Below are 18,265 nucleotides of genomic sequence, written 5' to 3'. Positions count from 1 at the left end.
CTCTGTAGTAAATTGGGGACGCGCCAGTTACGCCACATCCGTCTTGACGCGGCGAGGGGATTCCCATGGCGCGGATTGTGCGATTGCGAACTTCTGCAATAATTTCTGACGTTCGTTCGTCCTCTGGCCGTGGGCCGAGCGGAGCGTATCGGGAGGCGCATGGGTCCAGAGGTGTGGTTTCGATCGGCAGGCCGACGTTTGCGGACGTCGCAAGGCGAGGCCCCCGTGGCTGACGCCGAGAGCCTGGCCGTCGCGCGGACGCGTCGGCCGCGCCGCTATTCCATGCGCACGGGCCTGCTCACACTCGTGTTCGCGTGTATCACGCCCGCGCTGGTCATGGCGTCCGTGGCGGTCTACGAAAGCTACGTCATCCAGAAAGAGCGGATCTTCCGCGACACGATATTCCTGGCGCGCAATCTCACCGCGATTCTCGACCGCGAGCTCACCGGCGTGGAGGCCGGCCTGCAAATGCTGGCGTCGTCGCCAGATCTCGTCGCCGGCGATCTGGCCGGTTTTCATCGGCGGGCGCGTGAATCCGTGCGTTTCCAGATCATCGACAGCTATGTCCTGACCGACAAGGATGGCCGCCAGTTGATCAATACGTCCGTGCCGTTCGGCAACGCCTTGCCGCCGACCGGCGCGTCCGCCGAGCTGGCCCACGTTTTCCAGACGCGCACGGCGGTGCTGACGGGGCTGTTCACCAGCAGGGTCAATCAAGGCCCCCTGATTGCGCTGGGCGTGCCGGTGCTGCGCAACGGCGAGGTCGCATACAGCTTGAACGTTGGCATCCTGCCTGAACGCATCGGCAATCTGCTGGGCAGGCGCGCCCTGCCGGACGGCTGGGTGGCAGCCGTGCTGGACGACAGCGGCACGATCCTCGCGCGCACACGAGACACCTCGAAATTCGTGGGCCAGAAGGCCGTTCCCGAACTGGCGCGGGCGGTGCAGCAGGAAAGCGAGGGCTCGCTGGAAACCATTACCAAGGAAGGCACGCCCGTCTACACCGCCTTCAGCCGCTCGTCGTTATCCGGCTGGACGGTTGCCGCCGGCGCTCCGATGAGTCTGCTGACCACGGATCTTTACCGCTCCATCGCCTGGATTGCCCTGGGCACCTTGTTGGCCTTCGGCCTGGGCTTGCTGCTGGCCTTGCGGTTGGCCAGCCGCCTGACCTCGTCCGTGCAGAGCCTGGTCGCGCCGGCGCTGGCGCTGGGCAAGGGGCATGCGGTGACGGTGCCGGGCACGCGCGTCAAAGAGGTTGCGGAAGTGGGCGGCGCCCTGGTACAGGCCTCGCGCATGCTGACGCATGCCCAGCACCTGGCGCACTACGATCCGCTGACCGGCCTGTGCAACCGCGTGCTGTTCAACGAATTGGTGCTGCGCGAGCTGGCGGTGGCGCAGCGCAGCGGTGAATCCTTCGCCATCCTGGCGATCGATCTGGACGGCTTCAAGGCGGTCAACGACCTGCATGGCCACGCCGCCGGCGATGCCGTGCTGCAGGAAGCGGCGGAGCGCATGGCAGACGCGATCCGCGTGTCCGACGTGGCGGCGCGGCTTGGGGGCGATGAATTCGCGGTCCTGCTGCTGGGCGCGGACAAGGAAAACGCCGGGCATGTCGCGCAGGCGCTGGTCGAAAACCTGTCCCTGCCGTATCCCGACGTCACTGTCGCCGTGTCCGCCAGCGTGGGCATTGCCGTGTATCCGCAATCCGGCGTCACCGTGCGCGAATTGCTGGAGCGCGCGGACCGGGCGCTGTACAAGGCCAAGGGACAGGGCAAGCGCAGGGTGGAGGCGGATCAGTAGCTCCGCGCGCCTCAGGACTCGGAGAGCGGCGGCGCCAGGGCGGTCAGGACTTCGCCCGATTTCAGCCTGTACCGGTTCCGATCCAGCGGCAACACCAGCTCCCCCTCGGTGGTGCGGTGTATGTAGCGGGCCGCGTCAGGCCGGGCCGCGTCAGGCCGGGCCGCGCTAGGCCGGGCCGCGGCTGTTCCCGGCATTTCCGCCCGCAAGAACACCTCAATCCGGTAGAGCCGGCCCGATTCCGTGCTGGCCAGCACGTCGCTCAATCTGCGTGTGGATATGGTCATGCGGCGCTTGCTCCTTTTTCTGCATTGTTCCGGCGGGCATTCTGAATACGGGGGGGGGGGCTGGCTTCATTGCAAGGCGGAGCGCCGCCGCGGGACGTGCGGCTTTTCGCTAAACTGCCCGGCTTGACGCCCCAAGGCGGGCAATCGGAATCGGTAATGCAACTCTCCCTGAGCCGGAACACGGCGACTTCACTGGGCTTGCTGGCGGTGCTGCTATGGGGCACCGTGGTCGGCCTGATCCGCAGCGTCAGCGAAAGCTTTGGGCCGGTCGGCGGCGCCGCGCTTATTTACACGGCGGGTTCGGCGTTCCTGGTGCTGCTGCTGGGCTTTCCGAAGCTGCGGACCTTTCCGCGTTCCTATCTCATCGTCGGCAGCCTGCTGTTCGTTGCCTACGAGATCTGCCTCTCGCTCTCCCTGGGATTCGCCGCCAATCGGGGGCAGGCGATCGAGCTGGGTATCGTCAACTATCTCTGGCCCTGCTTTACCGTGATTCTGGCCATGCTCATCAATGGCCAGCGCGCCAATGCGTGGGTGGTGCCCGGCATACTGCTGTCGCTTGCCGGCATCGTCTGGGTCCTGGGCGGATCCGGCGGGCTATCCTGGGAGCGCACCCTCGCCAACGTATCCAGCAATCCCCTCAGTTATGGGCTGGCCTTCAGCGGCGCCGTGATCTGGGCCGTCTATTGCAACGTCACGACGCGATTCGCCGATGGCAAGAACGGCGTTGCCTTGTTCTTCATGCTGACCGCGCTTGCCCTGTGGATCAAGTACCTGTCGGGCGCCGAGCCTGCGTTGGCCTTCACGTGGCCCGCCACGCTGGAGCTGCTGGTGACCGGCGGCGCCATGGCAGCGGGCTATGCGCTGTGGAATGTAGGGATACTCAAAGGCAACCTGACCTTGCTGGCCACGGCTTCCTACTTCACCCCGGTCTTTTCAACGTTCTTTGCCGCCGTGTGGCTGTCGACCCGCCTGACCGCGTCGTTCTGGCAGGGCGTGGCCATGGTGACCGCCGGGTCGCTGCTGTGCTGGGCCGCAACGCGCGGCAAAGCCGCCCGGGGCGCGTAGCCCCAGGCGCATGCGTTGCAATGATGGAATTATTCGATCAGCACGGTCTGCGCGACCGCGTATCCGAGCGGAATCAACAAGAGTGAAGCAAACAAGGAACTGGTAATCGCCGCCGAGATTCTCAGCCAGGGTTCGGACCCTGCGCTTTGAACCGTTTGAATCACCAACGCGACGATACCCACAACCATCAAACAGCTGATAACCACTGCTACATAAGTCATGTTGTCTCCGTCCTCGCCTGATTAAAGGGATGCGGCTGCCGCTGAGCGGTCTAGATGTTTGTATTGATTGTGCGCCTGTATTGGCGCAACCGGCCCTAGGGTTTTCCTGACGCAATGCGCGGTTTGTGGTGTTTTTGCTGCGGGGTGTGCAGCATGAATTCATGTGCGGTCGCAGCATTCATGGCCGTGTCGCCAGCGCCGGGTTTGCGCCGGCGCGTCTTGCGCCGGCGCGTCTTGCGCTACGATGGCGGCGTCGAGTCACGTTAAAGGCCGCCCCATGCCGCAACTGCGCCCAGGCACGCGCGCCACGTTGCAAGTCAGGCAATTGATGCCGGGAGAATTCGCCTGGATCATCACCTTGTTTGATCCCGAATCCGGCAATGTGCGCAGCACCAATTATTCGCCCAGGCGTTATGCCAGCCAGGACGAAGCCTCCGCCGCGGGCAAGGCCGCCGTCGTTGAGTTCCTGGGCAGCGGCGGGCAGAAAGCCGCCGAACCGGCCAGGGAAGGCAAGAGCAAATCCTGACCCCGCCGGCTGCGCACGCCTGAAAGCCCTCGCACAGAGGGCTTTTTTGCATTCACGCGCAACGGGCCGGGAATGCGGTTTGCTGATGGGACTGGGCGGCGCGCCTGGCGCCGCTTTCAGGAGCAAGCCATGTCCCAGTCCATGCATCGCGAACCCGGCGGGGGCGACCCGCCCGAACCCGACGATCCCGCCTTTCCCAACAATCCGCCGCCGGACGACCCGCCGCTGGATCCGACGCGGCCGCGCAGAGATCCCGACGTCATCGATCCCGTGCAGCCGCCGCCGAATCCGCGCGCGCCCGGCACGATCGACCTGGCCTGAGCGCTGCGCGCAACGCGCAGGACATCATCCAAGGAGGCTTTATGCGTTCCATCTTGCTGTGGCTGTTGGGCGTGCCCATTCCCATCATCATTCTGCTGGCGCTTTTTTGGCATTGAACCGAGAGGTTTTCCGCCGCGGCGGCACGTATTCGAGCAGCCGCGATGAACCGTGAACAAGGAACAGATCCATGGAAAACGCAACTTCATTGAGCCAGCCCTATCCCGGCGGCGTGCCGCCGAGGGAGTCCGCCATCTCCGCCGTATCCTGGGCCGCGGTGATCGCCGGGGCGGTCATCGCCGCAGCCCTTTCCCTGGCATTGTTCGCAGGCGGCACCGGGCTGGGCTTTCTTTCTGTTTCACCCTGGAGCGGCGAGGGCGCGACTGCGCCTGCAATAGGCATCGGCCTCATCGTGTGGATGCTGGCCACGCAGATCGTTGCCTATGGCATCGGCGGCTACGTCGCGGGGCGGCTGCGCACCAAATGGGTCGACGTGCACTCTGACGAGGTTTACTTCCGCGACACAGCGCACGGCTTTCTGGTGTGGGCGTTGAGCGCGGTCGTCAGCGCCGTGCTGCTGGGCGCTTCCATCGCGGCCTTGGCTTCGGGCGTCGCCAAGGCGGGCGCAGCCGTTGCGGCCGGCGCCGGCACCGCTGCGACGGCCGCCGCTGCCGCGGGCGGGAGCGAGGGAGTGTCGCAGATGCAGGGCTATTTTTCAGACGCCTTGCTGCGCTCCGAACGGCCCGACGCCAGCGCCGACCGCAACGGCGCGAGAGTAGAGGTGGGCCGCATCATGGCGATGAGCGCGGCGCGCGGCTCGATGACGGGCGAGGACCGCGACTATGTCGTGAAGGTCGTGGCTGCGCAGACCGGCATGGAGCCGGCGGCGGCGCAGCGCCGCGTCGAGCAGGCCGTGCAGAACATGAAACAGGCTGCCGACGACGCCCGGCAAAAGGCCAAGGAGGCCGCAGACCAGGCCCGCAAGGTCGCGGCAGCATTCGCGCTGTGGGGCTTCGCCTCGATGCTGATCGGCGCCTTCGTGGCCAGTCTGGCGGCGACCTGGGGCGGGAGGCGGCGCGACGCGGTGCGGTTGCCCTGAAGATAGGGGGCTTCGAATGCGCCGAGATCGGGCGCCACAACGAAAAAGCCCGGAGCCACCAAAGTGGTTCCGGGCTTTGAATCTTGGTGGCGCATCCCTGATTCGAACAGGGGACCTGCGGATTATGATTCCGTCGCTCTAACCGGCTGAGCTAATGCGCCATTTCGATTAATCCCTGGATTTGCGTCACATCTGTGCCGCAATCAGTGATCAACGAAGAACGAAATTCTAGCACGAAATTTTTGATGCGTGCAAGCGATCAGCGATCGAATTTCAAAGAAACGCTTCAGGCGTCTCGCGCCAGCCGGATGCCCGAGAACTGCCAGCGGGCCTCGGGCGGGAAAAAATTGCGGTAGCTGGGGCGGATGTGGTCCCTGGGCGTGGCGCAGGAGCCGCCTCGCAGGACGTACTGGTTGCACATGAACTTGCCGTTGTATTCGCCCACCGCGCCGCTGTCGGGTTTGAAGCCGGGGTACGCGTCGTAGGCGCTGGAGGTCCATTCCCAGGCGTCGCCGAATAGTTGCACGGGGCCGCCCGTGCCGTTGCGCGCAGGGGCCGGGCGCGTGTCCAGGTGGCCGTTCTCCAGCATGTTGGCGCGCCCGGCCAGCGCGCCTTCGGGCAGCTGGCGGGCGGCATGTTCCCATTCGGCTTCGCGCGGCAGCCGCACGCGCGCCCAGCGGGCGTAGGCATCGGCCTCGAAATAGCTGACGTGCGTGACCGGCGCCTGCAGTTCGAGTTCCTGCATGCCGCGCAGCGTGAAGATGCGCCAATCGTCGCGCTGTCCTTCCCAGTAGAGCGGCGCGCGCCAGCCTTCAGCGCAGACCATGTCCCAGCCCAGCGACAGCCAGAGTTCGGGCCGCTTGTAGCCGCCGTCCCGGATGAAGGCCAGGTACTCATGCTGGGTCACCAACCGGTCGGCCAGGTGAAACGGGGCCAGCAGCACGTCATGGGCCGGACCTTCGTTGTCGAATCCGAAGCCATTGCCGTCATGGCCGATGCGGGTGATGCCGCCGGCATAGCGCGTCCAGCCGGCGGGTGTGGAGGGCGGCAGTGCAGGCGGGCCGGGTGCGACGTAGGCCGGTTTGAGCGGGTTGGCCGACAGCATGTGCTTCAGGTCGGTCAGGATCAGCTCCTGGTGCTGCTGCTCATGATTCAGGCCCAGTTCCAACAAGGCGTCGAAGGCAGGATCGTTGCCGCCCAGCCGCGAGATCAGTTCATGCATCGCGCCGTCCACATGCCGGCGGTAGTGCTGCACTTCCGTCAGCGCGGGACGCGACAGCAGGCCGCGGCGCGGACGCGGATGCTTGGCGCCGACGGCGTTGTAGTAGGAGTTGAACAGCATGCGGTACTGCGGATGGAAGACCGCATAGGACGGGTGAAAGCGCGTCAGCAGAAAGGTCTCGAAGAACCAGGTGGTGTGGGCCAGATGCCATTTGACCGGGCTGCAGTCCGGCATGGATTGCACCTGGCAATCCTCGGGACTCAGCGGGGCGGCCAGGGCCGTGCTGGTCGAGCGCACCGCGTCGTAGCGGTCGTGCTGGCCCGCCTGGCCGGCAGCGTAAGGTCCGGTGGCAGGGTGAGTCAGCAGGCACGCAGGTTCCATGGCGATCCTCCAGTGGCGTTGAGGGCAGGTCCGCGTTATGCGCGGGCGCTGAAAATCGAGAACCAGCCGCGGGAATCCGACCAGTGCGCGACGTCGCGGTAGCCGGCGCTTTGCAGCAGGTCGGCGAAGGCTTGGGGAGTGAACTTGTAGGAGTTTTCAGTGTGGATGCGTTCGCCGGCGCCGAACGCGCGCGCGCCGCCTGGCCAGGCTACGCGCACTGCGCGCAACGCTTCCAGATGCATTTCGATGCGCGAGTCGGCGCTGTTGAACAGCGCCACATGGCGCCAATCGTCCACGTCGAAATCGGCGTCCAGCACGCTGTTCACGTGCCGCAGCAGGTTCAGGTTGAAGGCCGCGGTCAGGTGCAGCGCATCGTCGTAGGCGGGCTCCAGCACTTGTTTGGGCTTGACGCGGTCCACGCCCACCAGCAAGCCGCCGCCCGCGCACTGTCCGCGGATTCGCCGAAGCATGGCGTGCGCGTCCGCGGGGCTGAGGTTGCCGATGCTGGAGCCGGGATAGAAGAACAGCCGCTGTTCGGCGGGAATGCTGGCCGGCAGAGCCAACGCGTGCGTGAAGTCCTGGCCGATGGCGGTGATTTGCAGGTCGGGGTAGGACAGCTGCAGGCGGCGCACTGCCGCTTGCAGGTAGTCGGCCGAGATGTCGATGGGCACGTAATGACGCGGACGCAGGCTGGGGAACAGGCGTTCAGCCTTGACGCAATCGCCCGCGCCCAGGTCGATCATCGAGAGCACCGGTCCGACGTGGCGCGCAATATCGGCGCCGTGGCGCTGGAAGATCTCGGACTCGCAGCGCGTCGGGTAGTACTCAGGGAGCTGCGTGATGGCGGTGAAGAGCGCCGAACCCAGCGCGTCATAGAGGAACTTGGGATCGATGTGCGCGTGGCGCGCCACCAAGCCTTCGTGCAGTTCAAGCTGCTCGGCGCTGGGAGGCTGCGACTCTTGCGCGATGAATTTCGGCGCGGCGGGGGCAAACAGTGCGGAAGGCGAAACCATGCGTCCTGTTCCTTTTCTGTCGTCGGGACGGCCCGTCGCCGGGGCGCCTCGGATGGGGCGGCTGGCGGTCGGGAGGCGCGGCGTTGGGAGGCTCAGACCAGGCGGTTCTGGCGCATTGCAAAAGTCTATTGTGGCCGTCAGGGCGGGGCCGGTGTCAAGCGCCAAGCCGCTGAATGCAATGGACTTTTACGAATTTGGAAGAGGCTTGCGAGGAGACCGGCCACCGGGCGTCGCAGCGGATACACGCGATACTTTTGCTTGCGTTGAAATATCGGTTTACGGCTGGTTGCCAAAGCTCGGGCGGGGTCGGGCGATGGCGGTCACAATGGCATCTTGCGTTGCACAGGCACGTGAATGCGGCGTGTTGCATCGCATCAGGCGGCCCGACTCCGCGAGGCCCGACAATTACAAGGAGCGACCATGAACCGAAAGCATCAACGCGCCGAAATGGCCCTGCACCGTGAACGGGTGAGCGACAGCTTCCACGAATTGCTGGCGGGTACGGAAGACCTGCTGCGGTCGACGGCGTCGTATACGGGCTCCGAGATCGAGTCGGCGCGAGCTCGCCTGAAGCGCCAATTGGCCGACGCGCGCGAGTCCGCCGGCGATTGGGAGGGCGCGGCGCGGGAACGCGCGCGCCGCGCAACCGCCTATGCTGACGAGTACGTGCATGAACATGCCTGGAAGTCGGTGGGCGTAGCGGCGCTGGTGGGCGCCTTGCTAGGCTGCCTTCTGGCCTCGGGCGGCCGCCGCTAAGGCCTGACGCCATGAAGCCGCCCGGGGCTGCGCGCCGGTCGGGATTGAGGCGGGATTGGTGGCCGTGGATGGCCCGCGCACGCCGGCTCCTGTTGCCGCTGGTGTGCGCGGTCTTGCTTGCGGCCTGCGCCAGCGTTCCTGACTCGCAGGAGCGCCGCGCGCGCGCATCGCAGGCCAGTCTGTCGGCCGACGCGGCGTCAGACAGCTATCGCCGCGGGCAGGGCATCGCCGCCGATCCGCGGACTCCCAAGAGCGATTTTCTCGCGCGTCACCTTGCTGTCGAGCAGGCAGTCAGCGGCGCGCCATTGGTGGCCGGCAACCGTGTCCGGCTGCTGGCGGACGGCCCCAGCACCTACCGCGCCATGCTGCAGTCCATCGCGCAGGCCCGCCGGTACGTGCACATGGAAACCTATATCTTCGATGACGATGCCGAGGGTTCGCGCTTTGCCGAAGCCCTGATTGCGGCGCGCAACCGCGGCGCCGAAGTGTCCTTGATGGTCGACGCGGTCGGCACGATCAAGACGCCCGATGCCTTGTTCCAGCGCCTGCGCGATGCGGGCGTACAAGTCGCGATCTTCAATCCGGTAAACCCGGCGAGCGGCCGTGCGGGCTGGTCGCCGAACCAACGCAACCATCGCAAGGTGCTGGTCGTGGACGGCAAGGTCGGCTATCTGGGCGGCATCAACGTGAGCAGCGTCTACGAGTCCTCGCCAGGATCTGGATCAGGTTCGGGTTCGGGCTCGGGGTCGGGGTCGGGAAAGGGCGCCGGCAAAGCCGATTCACCGGCAGCCACAGATGCCAAGGCGGCGCCCTGGCGCGACACGCATCTGCGCATCGAAGGGCCCGCAGTGGCCCAGCTGGAGCAGGTCATCCGCGCGGGTTGGGAATCCCAGTCCAAGGAGCCGATCAAGGGGGGCGATTCACAGGTGGCGCCGCCCGTGGGTGCAACGACGGTGCGGATACTGGCCAATCAGCCGGACCGCAGCGATGGCTACACCGTCTACCTGACGCTGATGTCGGCGTTTGAAAGCGCGCAGGAATACATCCATATCACCATGGCGTACTTCGTGCCGGATCCCGCCTTCATCGAAGTCCTGACGGACGCGGCCCGGCGCGGCGTCGACGTGGCGCTGGTGTTGCCTGGCTTCAGCGACTCGTCGCTGGTGTTCCATGCGGGACGTTCGCACTATACGGACCTGCTGCGGGCCGGCGTGAAAATCTACGAGCGGCGCGATGCGCTCTTGCATGCCAAGACTGCGGTGGTGGACGGCGTGTGGTCCACGGTGGGGTCCAGCAACCTGGATTGGCGCAGCTTTGCGCTGAACTACGAAATCAATGCCGTAGTGCTGGGGCCTGAATTCGCGGCCGAAATGGAGGCGCTGTTCCAGCGCGATCTCGCCGAGTCGGTGCGGATCACGCCCGAGGCCTGGCAGGCCAGGGGCGTGGGTGACCGTTCGATGGAGTTCTTCTCGCGCATGTTCGAGCGCTGGCTGTAGCGCCCGGCGCCAGCCGGATCAGACCTGTGCGGCGGCCGGCGTGGCATGGGCGGCATGTTCTTGCGCCAATGCGGTTGTGATGTCGTGGGTAGGCTGGAACGAACTGGCCTGGGCCATGGCCCAGCCCGCGCGGAACACCTGGTGGCGGAATTCTCCGCGCAGCAGTTCGCCGGGCGCGAGTTCCGGGAACAGGGCCGACAGCAGCCGGATTTCGCTGGAGGAGATGCGGCGCGCGATATGGTGCGGGCGCAGCTGGCCGGGGTGGGTCAGGCCGGCCGCGGCAAGCAGTTCCGCCAGTGCATGCAGCGTGTTGCGGTGGAAGTTCGCCACGCGCTGCGCCTTGTCCGGCACCACCAGCGCGCGCTGGCGCAGCGGGTCTTGGGTCGTGACGCCGGTGGGGCATTTGCCGGTGTGGCAGGCCTGGGCCTGGATGCAGCCGATGGCGAACATGAAGCCGCGCGCGGCGTTGCACCAGTCCGCGCCCATGGCCATGACGCGGGCCATGTCGAAAGCGGTGATGATCTTGCCGGACGCGCCCAGCTTGATGCGGTCGCGCAGGTTCACGCCGATCAGCGTGTTGTGGACCAGGCGCAGAGCCTCGCGCAGCGGCGTGCCGACGTGGTCGACGAACTCCACGGGCGCGGCGCCGGTGCCGCCCTCGGCCCCGTCCACCACGATGAAATCCGGCGTGATGCCGGTTTCCAGCATGGCCTTGACGATGGCGAACCACTCCCAAGGGTGGCCCACGCAGAACTTGAAGCCCACCGGCTTGCCGCCGGACAGTTCGCGCAGGCGCGCCACGAACTTCATCAGGCCGATGGGCGAATCGAAGGCGGAATGGGTGGCCGGCGAATTACAGTCCTGCCAGGCCACGACGCCGCGCGCTTCGGCGATCTCCGGCGTCACCTTGCCCGCGGGCAGGATGCCGCCATGGCCCGGTTTGGCGCCTTGCGACAGCTTGATCTCGATCATCTTGACCTGCGGCGTACAGGCATTCTTGACGAAGGCCTCTTCGGAGAAAGCGCCGTGTTCGTCGCGGCAGCCGAAGTAGCCAGAGCCGATGTTCCAGACCAGGCCGCCGCCCGGCTGGCGGTGATAACGGCTGATGCCGCCTTCGCCGGTGTCGTGCGCGAAGTTGCCCTGGCGCGCACCTTCGTTCAGGGCCAGGACGGCGTTGGCCGACAAGGCGCCGAAGCTCATGGCCGACACGTTGAACGCGGACATGGAGTAGGGCTGCTTGCATTCGGGGCCGCCCACCGTGACGCGGAAGTCGATGTCGGGGATTTGCGACGGCGACATCGAATGGTTGATCCATTCGTAGCGATCGCCGTAGACGTCTTCCTGGGTGCCGAAGGGGCGCTTGTCGATCTCGCGCTTGGCGCGCTGGTAGACGATGGAGCGCTGCGCGCGCGAGAACGGCGCGGCCTGAGTGTCGTCTTCCAGGAAGTACTGGCGGATCTCGGGCCGGATGAATTCGAACAGGAACCGCAGATTGCCCAGGACCGGATAGTTGCGGCGGATGGCGTGGCGTGTCTGTGCCAGGTCATAGACGCCCAGCGCGGCCAGCAGCGTCAGCGGCACGGCCAGCCAAAGCCACCAAGGCGAGCTGGTCGCGGCCAGGGCGGCGGTGATTGCGGCGCCGATCAGGGTCAGTAAAAAAGCCGTGTAGCGGCCGAAAATCCAGCTCATGTCCATCTCCGTATTTCGGGATGGAGCAACCATACACCAGGAGCTGTCCCCCTGTGCCGGCGGACAGTCCTGGAATACTGTTTCTCAGCAGCTGGACGCCGCCGGGGTCTTTTCGACGGCGAGGCCGAAGGCCGGGCGCAGGCGCACGCCCAGGGCGCTGCCGGCGAAGGCGGCCGGCAGCCACAGCCAGGCGTGCAGGCTGCCCGACAGGATGCCGCTGAAATAGGCGCCGATATTGCAGCCGAAGGCCAGGCGCGAACCATAGCCCAGCAGCAGGCCGCCGATGACGGCGCCGGCCAGCGAGCGGGCCGGCACCTTCCAGATGGGGGCGAACTTGCCGGCGGCGCTGGCGGCGGCAAGCGCGCCCAGCATCAGGCCGATGTCCATGACGGTGGTGACGTCCTGGCGCAGCGGCGCGGCCAGCGAGGGCTGCTTGGCCCAGTAGGCCCAGGTGGCCACGTCGCCGCCGAAGGCGTCCAGGGTCTTGGCGCCCCACAGCGCAAAGGCGGAGGTGATGCCCCAGGGGCGGCCAGCCAGCGCCAGCGTGGCGAAGTTCAGCACTACCAGCGCCACGCCGCCCCAGATCAGCGGCCAGGGGCCTTGCAGCAGGGACGCCGGGCGCGCGGTACGCGAGGCGAACGAAATCACATGGCCGTGGCGGCGCTTCTCCAACGCCGTGGCTGCCCACGCGATCAGCGCGAACACGGCCAGGTTGATGGCCAGCGCGGGCGCCAGTCCCCAGGTCTTGATCAGCGAGGTCGGCGCCAGCGCCGGCAGGTTCGACCACCAGCCGAAGTTGGCGGTCGCAATGACCGAGCCGATGATGAAGAACAGCAGCGTGACCACCATGCGCGTGTTGCCGCCGCCGACTGCGAACAGCGTGCCCGAGGCGCAACCGCCGCCCAGCTGCATGCCGATGCCGAACAGGAAGGCGCCCAGCAGGACAGAGACTCCCGGGGGCGACACGAAGCCGCTGACGGGTTGGCCGAACAACGTGCCGGCTGCCAGGAAGGGGAAGAACAGCAGCACGCCTGCGGCCAGCATCAGCATCTGCGCGCGCAGCCCCGCGCCGCGGCGATCGGACACGAACACGCGCCAGGCCTGCGTGAAGCCGAAGGAGGCGTGGTACAGGGTCACGCCCAGCAGCGCGCCGACGACCCACAGCGCGCCCTGGCGCCAACTGACGGTCTCATGCAGGTACAGGGCGCCTGCCAGCACCAGCAGCACGGCGATCCACAGCGGCTTGCGGTTGATCTGGATGGGCGGCAGGGCCGAGGTAGGCAGGGGGAGAGTCGAGGCGTTGGTGCTCATGGGCGAGTCCCGGGATCTTGATACGTAAGAAAGCAAAAACGGGCGCGCGCAGGCACCCGTGTGATGTTTGAAAGTCTAAAGCGGTAGACGCTTGGATCAAACCACCAATTAATGCCTTTTATATAACTAAATGCTATATAGGCGCTTATTGCAGGCGCCAAGCCAAGGCGGCCAGCGTCAGCAGCAGCACCGGCAGGGTCAGGACGATGCCTACCTTGAAGTAGTAGCCCCAGGTGATGCGCAGGCCCTTGCGCGCCAGCACGTGCAGCCACAGCAGCGTGGCCAGGCTGCCGATCGGCGTGATCTTGGGGCCCAGATCGCTGCCGATGATATTGGCGTAGATCATCGCGTCCTTCACCGCGCCGGTGGCGCTGGTGTCCGCAATCGACAACGCGCCCACCAGCACGGTGGGCAGGTTGTTCATGATGGACGACAGGAAGGCGGTGATCAGGCCCGTACCCATCGCCGCGCCCCAGACGCCATACTCGGCGCACCGGTCCAGCACTTGCGCCAGGTGCGAGGTCAGCCCGGCGTTGCGCAGGCCATACACCACCAGGTACATGCCCAGCGAGAACACCACGATGTGCCAGGGCGCCTCGCGCATGATGCGGCGCGTGCCGACGATGTGCTGTCGTCCCGCGATCAGCAGCAGGCCCAGCGCGCCGACGGCGGCGATGGCGCTGACCGGGATGCCCATGGGTTCCAGGATGAAAAAGCCCGCCAGCAGCAGGGTCAGCACGACCCAGCCGGCGCGGAACGTGGTCAGGTCGCGGATCGCGGAAGCGGGCGCGGGCAGTTGGCTCACGTCGTAGCGCGGCGGAATGCTGCGATGGAAGAACAGCAGCAGTACCGCCAGCGTGGACGCCACGGCCATCAGGTTTACCGGCAGCATCACCGATGCGTACTCGCCGAAGCCGATATTGAAGAAGTCGGCCGACACGATGTTGACCAGATTGGATACGATCAATGCGATGCTGCCCGTGTCCGCGATGAAGCCCGCGGCCATCACGAAGGCCAGCGAAGCGCCGGGGCCGAAGCCCAGCGCCACCAGCATTTCCATGACGATGGGCGTAAGGATCAGCGCCGCGCCGTCGTTGGCGAACAGCGCCGAAACCGCGGCGCCCAGCAGCACGATCAACACGAAAAGCAGCCGGCCGCGGCCGCCGCCCCAGCGCGCCACGTGCAGCGCCGACCATTCGAAAAAGCCGGCCTCATCCAGGATCAGGCTGGTGACGATGATGGCGATGAAGGTGGCGGTGGCGTTCCAGACGATGCGCCAGACGTCCGCGATGTCGGCCAGGTGAACCACGCCCGTGGCCAGGGCAAGCGCCGCGCCCAGCACGGCGCTCCAGCCTATCGACAGGCCCCTGGGCTGCCAGATGACCAGCGTGATGGTGAGTACGAAGATGGCGACGGCGAGCAGCATGATGAAGAACGATCAGGAAATCGGGTGCGCGCTGATCCAGGCGACCAGCAGGCTGACGGTCAGCACCGATGCGACGGTGGAAACCAGGATGGCGCGCGAGGTTACGCGGGCGTCGCGCCCGTACATCTGCGCCAGCATGAAGGGGCCGGTGCCGATGGGCAGCGCGCTCATCAGCACGGCGGTCCAGGCCCATACAGGCGGCATGGCGAAGACGTAGAACGCCAGCACCGCCGTGACGGCGGGCTGCAGCAGCAGCTTGCCGGCGACCAGGCGCATGACGCCGGGTCCCGAACTGGACGTTTCCGTCTGCGCCAGGAACAGGCCGATCGTGACCAGCGCGCAGGGACTGGCGGACGCGCCCAGCAAGGCCACGTAGCGGTCCACGCCTTCCGGCAGCGCCAGGCCGGTGAAGGCCCAGGCCAGGCCCAGCAGCGGAGCCGCCAGCAGGGGGTTGCGCAGCAGCGCGCGGCCGACCTTGAGCAGGGTCAAGGACAGATTGGGCGTCTGTTGGCGGTCGAACTCGATCAAGGCGATGGCAAAGCCGAACAGCACGCTTGCGGTGAGCAGGGTGGTGAAGGTGGCCGGCGCCATGCTGTCAGGGCCGAGTAACGCCAGGCACAGCGGAATGCCCATGTAGCCGGCGTTGGCGTAGGACGCGGCCAGCCCCTGGATGCCGCGGTCGGTCAGCGCGCGCTGCGAGCGGCGCGCGCCGATAAACGAGGCGAGGAACGTGACGGCGATGCCGCCCGCGAAGGCGCCCACGAAACCCCAGTGCGCCATATGCGTCAGATCGACCTGCGTCATGGCGCGGAACAGCAGCGCGGGCAGCGACAGATACACGACGTAGCGGTTCAGCGCGTCGGTGGCGCCGGAACCCAGGATGCGCCAGCGGGCGGCGAGCCAGCCAGTCAGGATCAGCGCGAAGACCGGCAGGGCGGAGGTAACGACAGCGTTCATGGACAGGGACCTGGAGGGGCGCTCATTCTACTTGGCGGCGGTATGCGCCGTGCGCGTCACCAGCAGGATGCCGAGCGCCGCCAGGGCCATGCCCGGCCAGGCCAGCGCGGGAATGGCTTCGCCCAGGATGATCAGCGCAATGACGGCGGTGCAGGGCGGCACCAGGAAGAACAGCGCCGACACGCGGGAGGCCTCGCCATAGCGGATCATGGTCAGCAGCAAGGTGATCGCCACCAGCGAATTGCCCACGACCAGATAAGCCAGCGAAGCCAGCAGGGGCCCGGTCCATTCGATGTGCATCGGCTCCAGCCAGTACGCCAGCGGCGCGGTGGCGATCAGGCCGACCGCGTACTGCACCATGTTGGACGTGACGGGATGCGTTTGCACGCCATAGCGTTTTTCATACAGCGTGCCGCCGGTGATGCAGAGCAGGGCGCTGATGGCGAACGCCAGGCCCAGCGGCGAGAGCACATCGATCGAAGCCTTGGCGATGATCACCAGCGCGGCGCCTGACACCCCCAGGCCCAGGCCTGCCCAGCGGCGGGCGTCGACTTTCTCGTGCGCGATCGCCGGCGCCAGCAGGCCGATCAGGATAGGTTGCAACGAGGTGATCAGCGCCACGCCGCCCGCCGACATGCCTTGCTTGAGAGACAAGTAGGTGAAACAGAAGTAGCCTGCCTGCAACAGCAGTCCGACCATCGCCAGATGGCCCCAGGCGCTGGCGCCGCGCGGCAGCGGCGGGCGCAGGAACAGCATGAAGGGCGCAAGTATCAGCACCACGCAGGCGTAGCGCAGCGCCAGGAAGGTCATGGGGTCGGCATAGGCCAGGCCCACTTTGAGCACGACGAAACCGCTGGACCAGAGAAGCAGGAAGAGCGCGGGCGCGGCTTTCAACCAGGCGGGGGGAGCGGCAGGCGGCATGTGGCGGAACATGGACGACATGGGCAAGCCGCGATCGTACCCCCTTTTGGCCATTGTTCATCCCTGCCAAAATGAGGTTTAGGATTCTTTTATTCATTTGCTGCACGCGAGGGATGGACATGTCGACCAACAAACAATCTACGGTGCGTATCGCCCTGGGCACCTGGGACCGCTTGCGCGACGACGCGTATTCGGTGCGCCATGAAGTGTTCGTCGTCGAACAGAAAGTGCCGCCCGAGGTCGAGCTGGACGACGATGACGCGGTGTCGGTCCACGCCGTGGCCTACGGCCCGGACGGCACGCCCATGGGCACGGGCCGGCTTCTGCCCGACGGCCACATCGGCCGCATGGCGGTCCACAAGAAGGCCCGCGGCATGGGCGTCGGCAGCCAGTTGCTGGACGCGCTGATCGAACAGGGCCATGGCGACGGCCACCGCATGCTGGTGCTGCACGCGCAGACGCATGCGGCAGGTTTCTACCAGGCCCATGGCTTCAATGTGGAAGGCGAGGAATTCGTCGAGGCCGGTATTCCGCACGTGGTCATGACCCGCGTGCTGAAGTAGGGCGGGCCGCCCGGCTCAGAGCGTCTGCCTGCGGGCCGGGCAAATCAAATAGGCGGGATAAAGAAAAGGGCCGCAAGAAAAGGGCCACACAAAGAAAAAACCCCGGACGCTTACGCGTTCGGGGTTTTTTTGGCGCATCACGCAGGTACCTCGTGATGTAATAATTGGTGCCCAGGAGAGGACTCGAACCTCCACACCTTGCGGCACATGGACCTGAACCATGCGCGTCTACCAATTCCGCCACCTGGGCGCTGATGCTTTACTTGTCGCTTCGCTTTCGCGTTGTTTCTTGTTCAGCAGCAGAGGAATGAGATTATGCACACTTTTTTTGAAGTGTGCAAGTCGTGTGGCTTTTTTTTCATATTTTTTTGCTGCCGGGCGCTTTCGAACTTTCGATATAGTGTCGCCCCATGTCCCGTACCCTCTGCACGCGTTGTCTGCGTCCTCTGTCGCACTGTCTGTGCGCGCTGATTCCCTCGCTTTCCTGCCGCACTCGCGTCGTGGTGTTGCAGCATCCGAGCGAGGCGCGCCATGCCTTGAACACCGCAAGGCTGGCGGTGCTGGGGCTGGCGGGCGCGCAACGCGTGGTGGGCGAATATTTTTCGGAAGAGGATTGGGCGCTGCCAGGCCATCTGCCTCGCCTGCTGTTTCCGGGCGAGGGCGCCGAGGTGTTGGCGCCGGGCTACGGGCAGGACCTGGGCGCGCCCATCAGATTGATCGTGCCTGACGGCACCTGGGGACATGCGCGCAAATTGCTGCATATCAACCCGGCGCTGGCCGCCTTGCCGCGCGTGATGTTGCCCGCGGGGCTTTCCACGCGCTACCGGGTTCGTCACGCCGACGTGCCGGGCGCGCTGTCCACGATAGAGGCCGTGGCGCATGCCTTGAATGCGATTGAAGCGCCGACGAATTTCGATGCGCTGCTGCGGCCTTTCGAAGCGTTGATCGATGGCCAGATCGAAGGCATGGGCGCGGATCTGTACGCGCGGCATCATTTGAATCGCAAGGTGCCGTGGCGTTGAAACAGGCAGTGGCGGGGCGCAAAGCAAAAGCCCCGGGAATCTTGCGATTTCCGGGGCCTTTTAGCCGTTGCCATCAAGACCGCCTTGCATGGTCTTGATTGAAATTCCGTGGTGCCCAGGAGAGGACTCGAACCTCCACACCTTGCGGCACATGGACCTGAACCATGCGCGTCTACCAATTCCGCCACCTGGGCA

Annotated in this window: 18 protein-coding genes and 3 tRNA genes; 9 read left to right on the top strand and 12 right to left on the bottom strand. The window is 65.9% G+C overall.

Translation table 11 applies throughout. The annotated features are described in order from the left end of the window. Nucleotides 1-225: 225 nt before the first annotated feature. Entirely contained in the window at nucleotides 226-1,800 is a 1,575-nt protein-coding gene (locus IB268_RS15280) for a diguanylate cyclase (RefSeq protein ID WP_054451110.1), read from the top strand. Between the two features lie 11 nt (nucleotides 1,801-1,811). Here IB268_RS15280 and IB268_RS15275 read toward each other — a convergent pair whose 3' ends face one another. Then, on the bottom strand, nucleotides 1,812-2,084 hold the full coding sequence (locus IB268_RS15275) for a hypothetical protein (RefSeq protein WP_054451111.1): 273 nt from the start codon (nucleotides 2,082-2,084) through the stop codon (nucleotides 1,812-1,814). A gap of 156 nt (nucleotides 2,085-2,240) precedes the next feature. On the opposite strand from IB268_RS15275, the gene yddG reads away from it, so the two are divergent. Further along, nucleotides 2,241-3,149 carry an aromatic amino acid DMT transporter YddG gene (yddG, locus tag IB268_RS15270; protein ID WP_054451112.1) on the top strand — a complete coding sequence of 303 codons (909 nt, stop codon included), beginning with the start codon at nucleotides 2,241-2,243 and terminating at the stop codon, nucleotides 3,147-3,149. A gap of 29 nt (nucleotides 3,150-3,178) precedes the next feature. Here the strand turns inward: yddG and IB268_RS15265 are convergent, their stop codons facing one another. Then, nucleotides 3,179-3,370, bottom strand: a complete 192-nt coding sequence (locus tag IB268_RS15265) for a hypothetical protein (RefSeq protein WP_054451113.1) — start codon at nucleotides 3,368-3,370, stop codon at nucleotides 3,179-3,181. Nucleotides 3,371-3,647: 277 nt separating this feature from the next. Here IB268_RS15265 and IB268_RS15260 point away from each other — a divergent pair, with 277 nt between their 5' ends. The 3 genes from IB268_RS15260 to IB268_RS15250 all read left to right on the top strand — a co-directional run bounded on the left by IB268_RS15260 (nucleotide 3,648) and on the right by IB268_RS15250 (nucleotide 5,313). Next, nucleotides 3,648-3,896 (top strand): hypothetical protein, encoded by a 249-nt coding sequence (locus tag IB268_RS15260; RefSeq protein ID WP_119450523.1) that lies wholly within the window; start codon nucleotides 3,648-3,650, stop codon nucleotides 3,894-3,896. 129 nt (nucleotides 3,897-4,025) lie between these two features. Continuing rightward, nucleotides 4,026-4,217: a hypothetical protein gene (locus IB268_RS15255; protein ID WP_054451115.1), complete on the top strand. Its 192-nt coding sequence runs from the start codon at nucleotides 4,026-4,028 to the stop codon at nucleotides 4,215-4,217. A gap of 187 nt (nucleotides 4,218-4,404) precedes the next feature. Continuing rightward, nucleotides 4,405-5,313 carry a hypothetical protein gene (locus IB268_RS15250; RefSeq protein WP_192354496.1) on the top strand — a complete coding sequence of 303 codons (909 nt, stop codon included), beginning with the start codon at nucleotides 4,405-4,407 and terminating at the stop codon, nucleotides 5,311-5,313. Nucleotides 5,314-5,397: 84 nt separating this feature from the next. Here IB268_RS15250 and IB268_RS15245 read toward each other — a convergent pair. From IB268_RS15245 to egtD, 3 genes are all read right to left on the bottom strand, one after another. After that, nucleotides 5,398-5,474: transfer RNA gene (locus IB268_RS15245), tRNA-Met, on the bottom strand. Nucleotides 5,475-5,599: 125 nt separating this feature from the next. Then, the gene (gene egtB / locus IB268_RS15240) at nucleotides 5,600-6,916 is read right to left on the bottom strand and encodes an ergothioneine biosynthesis protein EgtB (protein ID WP_192354495.1); all 1,317 of its coding nucleotides are present in this window, start codon (nucleotides 6,914-6,916) and stop codon (nucleotides 5,600-5,602) included. A gap of 35 nt (nucleotides 6,917-6,951) precedes the next feature. After that, nucleotides 6,952-7,929, bottom strand: a complete 978-nt coding sequence (egtD, locus tag IB268_RS15235; protein ID WP_054451118.1) for an L-histidine N(alpha)-methyltransferase — start codon at nucleotides 7,927-7,929, stop codon at nucleotides 6,952-6,954. Nucleotides 7,930-8,349: 420 nt separating this feature from the next. Between egtD and IB268_RS15230 the strand changes: the two genes are divergently transcribed. Both IB268_RS15230 and IB268_RS15225 read left to right on the top strand, forming a co-directional pair. Then, on the top strand, nucleotides 8,350-8,685 hold the full coding sequence (locus IB268_RS15230; protein ID WP_054451119.1) for a YqjD family protein: 336 nt from the start codon (nucleotides 8,350-8,352) through the stop codon (nucleotides 8,683-8,685). 68 nt (nucleotides 8,686-8,753) lie between these two features. Next, complete coding sequence (locus IB268_RS15225; RefSeq protein ID WP_125473629.1) at nucleotides 8,754-10,181, top strand: phospholipase D-like domain-containing protein; 1,428 nt, start codon at nucleotides 8,754-8,756, stop codon at nucleotides 10,179-10,181. A gap of 18 nt (nucleotides 10,182-10,199) precedes the next feature. Here IB268_RS15225 and IB268_RS15220 read toward each other — a convergent pair whose 3' ends face one another. The 5 genes from IB268_RS15220 to IB268_RS15200 form a co-directional block, all read right to left on the bottom strand. Then, nucleotides 10,200-11,870 carry an FMN-binding glutamate synthase family protein gene (locus IB268_RS15220; RefSeq protein ID WP_119450520.1) on the bottom strand — a complete coding sequence of 557 codons (1,671 nt, stop codon included), beginning with the start codon at nucleotides 11,868-11,870 and terminating at the stop codon, nucleotides 10,200-10,202. 84 nt (nucleotides 11,871-11,954) lie between these two features. Further along, on the bottom strand, nucleotides 11,955-13,181 hold the full coding sequence (locus tag IB268_RS15215; RefSeq protein WP_119450519.1) for a YeeE/YedE family protein: 1,227 nt from the start codon (nucleotides 13,179-13,181) through the stop codon (nucleotides 11,955-11,957). A gap of 145 nt (nucleotides 13,182-13,326) precedes the next feature. After that, complete coding sequence (locus IB268_RS15210) at nucleotides 13,327-14,607, bottom strand: arsenic transporter (RefSeq protein WP_192354494.1); 1,281 nt, start codon at nucleotides 14,605-14,607, stop codon at nucleotides 13,327-13,329. 12 nt (nucleotides 14,608-14,619) lie between these two features. Then, a complete protein-coding gene (locus tag IB268_RS15205) occupies nucleotides 14,620-15,564 on the bottom strand; it encodes an AEC family transporter (RefSeq protein WP_054451124.1) in 945 nt (314 codons plus the stop codon). A 27-nt stretch (nucleotides 15,565-15,591) separates the two neighbouring features. Next, a complete protein-coding gene (locus IB268_RS15200; RefSeq protein ID WP_175163411.1) occupies nucleotides 15,592-16,485 on the bottom strand; it encodes a DMT family transporter in 894 nt (297 codons plus the stop codon). 113 nt (nucleotides 16,486-16,598) lie between these two features. On the opposite strand from IB268_RS15200, the gene IB268_RS15195 reads away from it, so the two are divergent. Beyond that, nucleotides 16,599-17,048 (top strand): GNAT family N-acetyltransferase, encoded by a 450-nt coding sequence (locus IB268_RS15195; protein ID WP_370126826.1) that lies wholly within the window; start codon nucleotides 16,599-16,601, stop codon nucleotides 17,046-17,048. 165 nt (nucleotides 17,049-17,213) lie between these two features. Here the strand turns inward: IB268_RS15195 and IB268_RS15190 are convergent. Then, a tRNA-Leu gene (locus IB268_RS15190) sits at nucleotides 17,214-17,298 on the bottom strand. A 160-nt stretch (nucleotides 17,299-17,458) separates the two neighbouring features. Between IB268_RS15190 and IB268_RS15185 the strand changes: the two genes are divergently transcribed. Continuing rightward, nucleotides 17,459-18,070, top strand: coding sequence for a tRNA-uridine aminocarboxypropyltransferase (locus tag IB268_RS15185; RefSeq protein ID WP_054451125.1), 612 nt, complete (start codon nucleotides 17,459-17,461; stop codon nucleotides 18,068-18,070). 109 nt (nucleotides 18,071-18,179) lie between these two features. On the opposite strand, the gene IB268_RS15180 is transcribed toward IB268_RS15185, so the two are convergent. Continuing rightward, nucleotides 18,180-18,264: transfer RNA gene (locus IB268_RS15180), tRNA-Leu, on the bottom strand. Nucleotide 18,265: the final 1 nt, after the last annotated feature.

It is taken from the genome of Achromobacter sp. ACM01 (assembly GCF_014851745.1).
Lineage (GTDB): Bacteria > Pseudomonadota > Gammaproteobacteria > Burkholderiales > Burkholderiaceae_B > Achromobacter > Achromobacter aegrifaciens.
The sequence above is the reverse complement of the archived record's forward strand: the minus strand, read 5'-3'. Positions and strand labels throughout refer to the sequence as shown.

What these genes read in the sequence shown, in the direction of transcription:
- IB268_RS15275 (WP_054451111.1), bottom strand. Translation starts at nt 2,084, where the DNA reads ATGACCATATCCACACGCAGATTGAGCGACGTGCTGGCCAGCACGGAA.
- yddG (WP_054451112.1), top strand. Translation starts at nt 2,241, where the DNA reads ATGCAACTCTCCCTGAGCCGGAACACGGCGACTTCACTGGGCTTGCTG.
- IB268_RS15265 (WP_054451113.1), bottom strand. Translation starts at nt 3,370, where the DNA reads ATGACTTATGTAGCAGTGGTTATCAGCTGTTTGATGGTTGTGGGTATC.
- IB268_RS15260 (WP_119450523.1), top strand. Translation starts at nt 3,648, where the DNA reads ATGCCGCAACTGCGCCCAGGCACGCGCGCCACGTTGCAAGTCAGGCAA.
- IB268_RS15255 (WP_054451115.1), top strand. Translation starts at nt 4,026, where the DNA reads ATGTCCCAGTCCATGCATCGCGAACCCGGCGGGGGCGACCCGCCCGAA.
- IB268_RS15250 (WP_192354496.1), top strand. Translation starts at nt 4,405, where the DNA reads ATGGAAAACGCAACTTCATTGAGCCAGCCCTATCCCGGCGGCGTGCCG.
- egtB (WP_192354495.1), bottom strand. Translation starts at nt 6,916, where the DNA reads ATGGAACCTGCGTGCCTGCTGACTCACCCTGCCACCGGACCTTACGCT.
- egtD (WP_054451118.1), bottom strand. Translation starts at nt 7,929, where the DNA reads ATGGTTTCGCCTTCCGCACTGTTTGCCCCCGCCGCGCCGAAATTCATC.
- IB268_RS15230 (WP_054451119.1), top strand. Translation starts at nt 8,350, where the DNA reads ATGAACCGAAAGCATCAACGCGCCGAAATGGCCCTGCACCGTGAACGG.
- IB268_RS15225 (WP_125473629.1), top strand. Translation starts at nt 8,754, where the DNA reads ATGGCCCGCGCACGCCGGCTCCTGTTGCCGCTGGTGTGCGCGGTCTTG.
- IB268_RS15220 (WP_119450520.1), bottom strand. Translation starts at nt 11,870, where the DNA reads ATGAGCTGGATTTTCGGCCGCTACACGGCTTTTTTACTGACCCTGATC.
- IB268_RS15215 (WP_119450519.1), bottom strand. Translation starts at nt 13,181, where the DNA reads ATGAGCACCAACGCCTCGACTCTCCCCCTGCCTACCTCGGCCCTGCCG.
- IB268_RS15210 (WP_192354494.1), bottom strand. Translation starts at nt 14,607, where the DNA reads ATGCTGCTCGCCGTCGCCATCTTCGTACTCACCATCACGCTGGTCATC.
- IB268_RS15205 (WP_054451124.1), bottom strand. Translation starts at nt 15,564, where the DNA reads ATGAACGCTGTCGTTACCTCCGCCCTGCCGGTCTTCGCGCTGATCCTG.
- IB268_RS15200 (WP_175163411.1), bottom strand. Translation starts at nt 16,485, where the DNA reads ATGCCGCCTGCCGCTCCCCCCGCCTGGTTGAAAGCCGCGCCCGCGCTC.
- IB268_RS15195 (WP_370126826.1), top strand. Translation starts at nt 16,599, where the DNA reads ATGGACATGTCGACCAACAAACAATCTACGGTGCGTATCGCCCTGGGC.
- IB268_RS15185 (WP_054451125.1), top strand. Translation starts at nt 17,459, where the DNA reads ATGTCCCGTACCCTCTGCACGCGTTGTCTGCGTCCTCTGTCGCACTGT.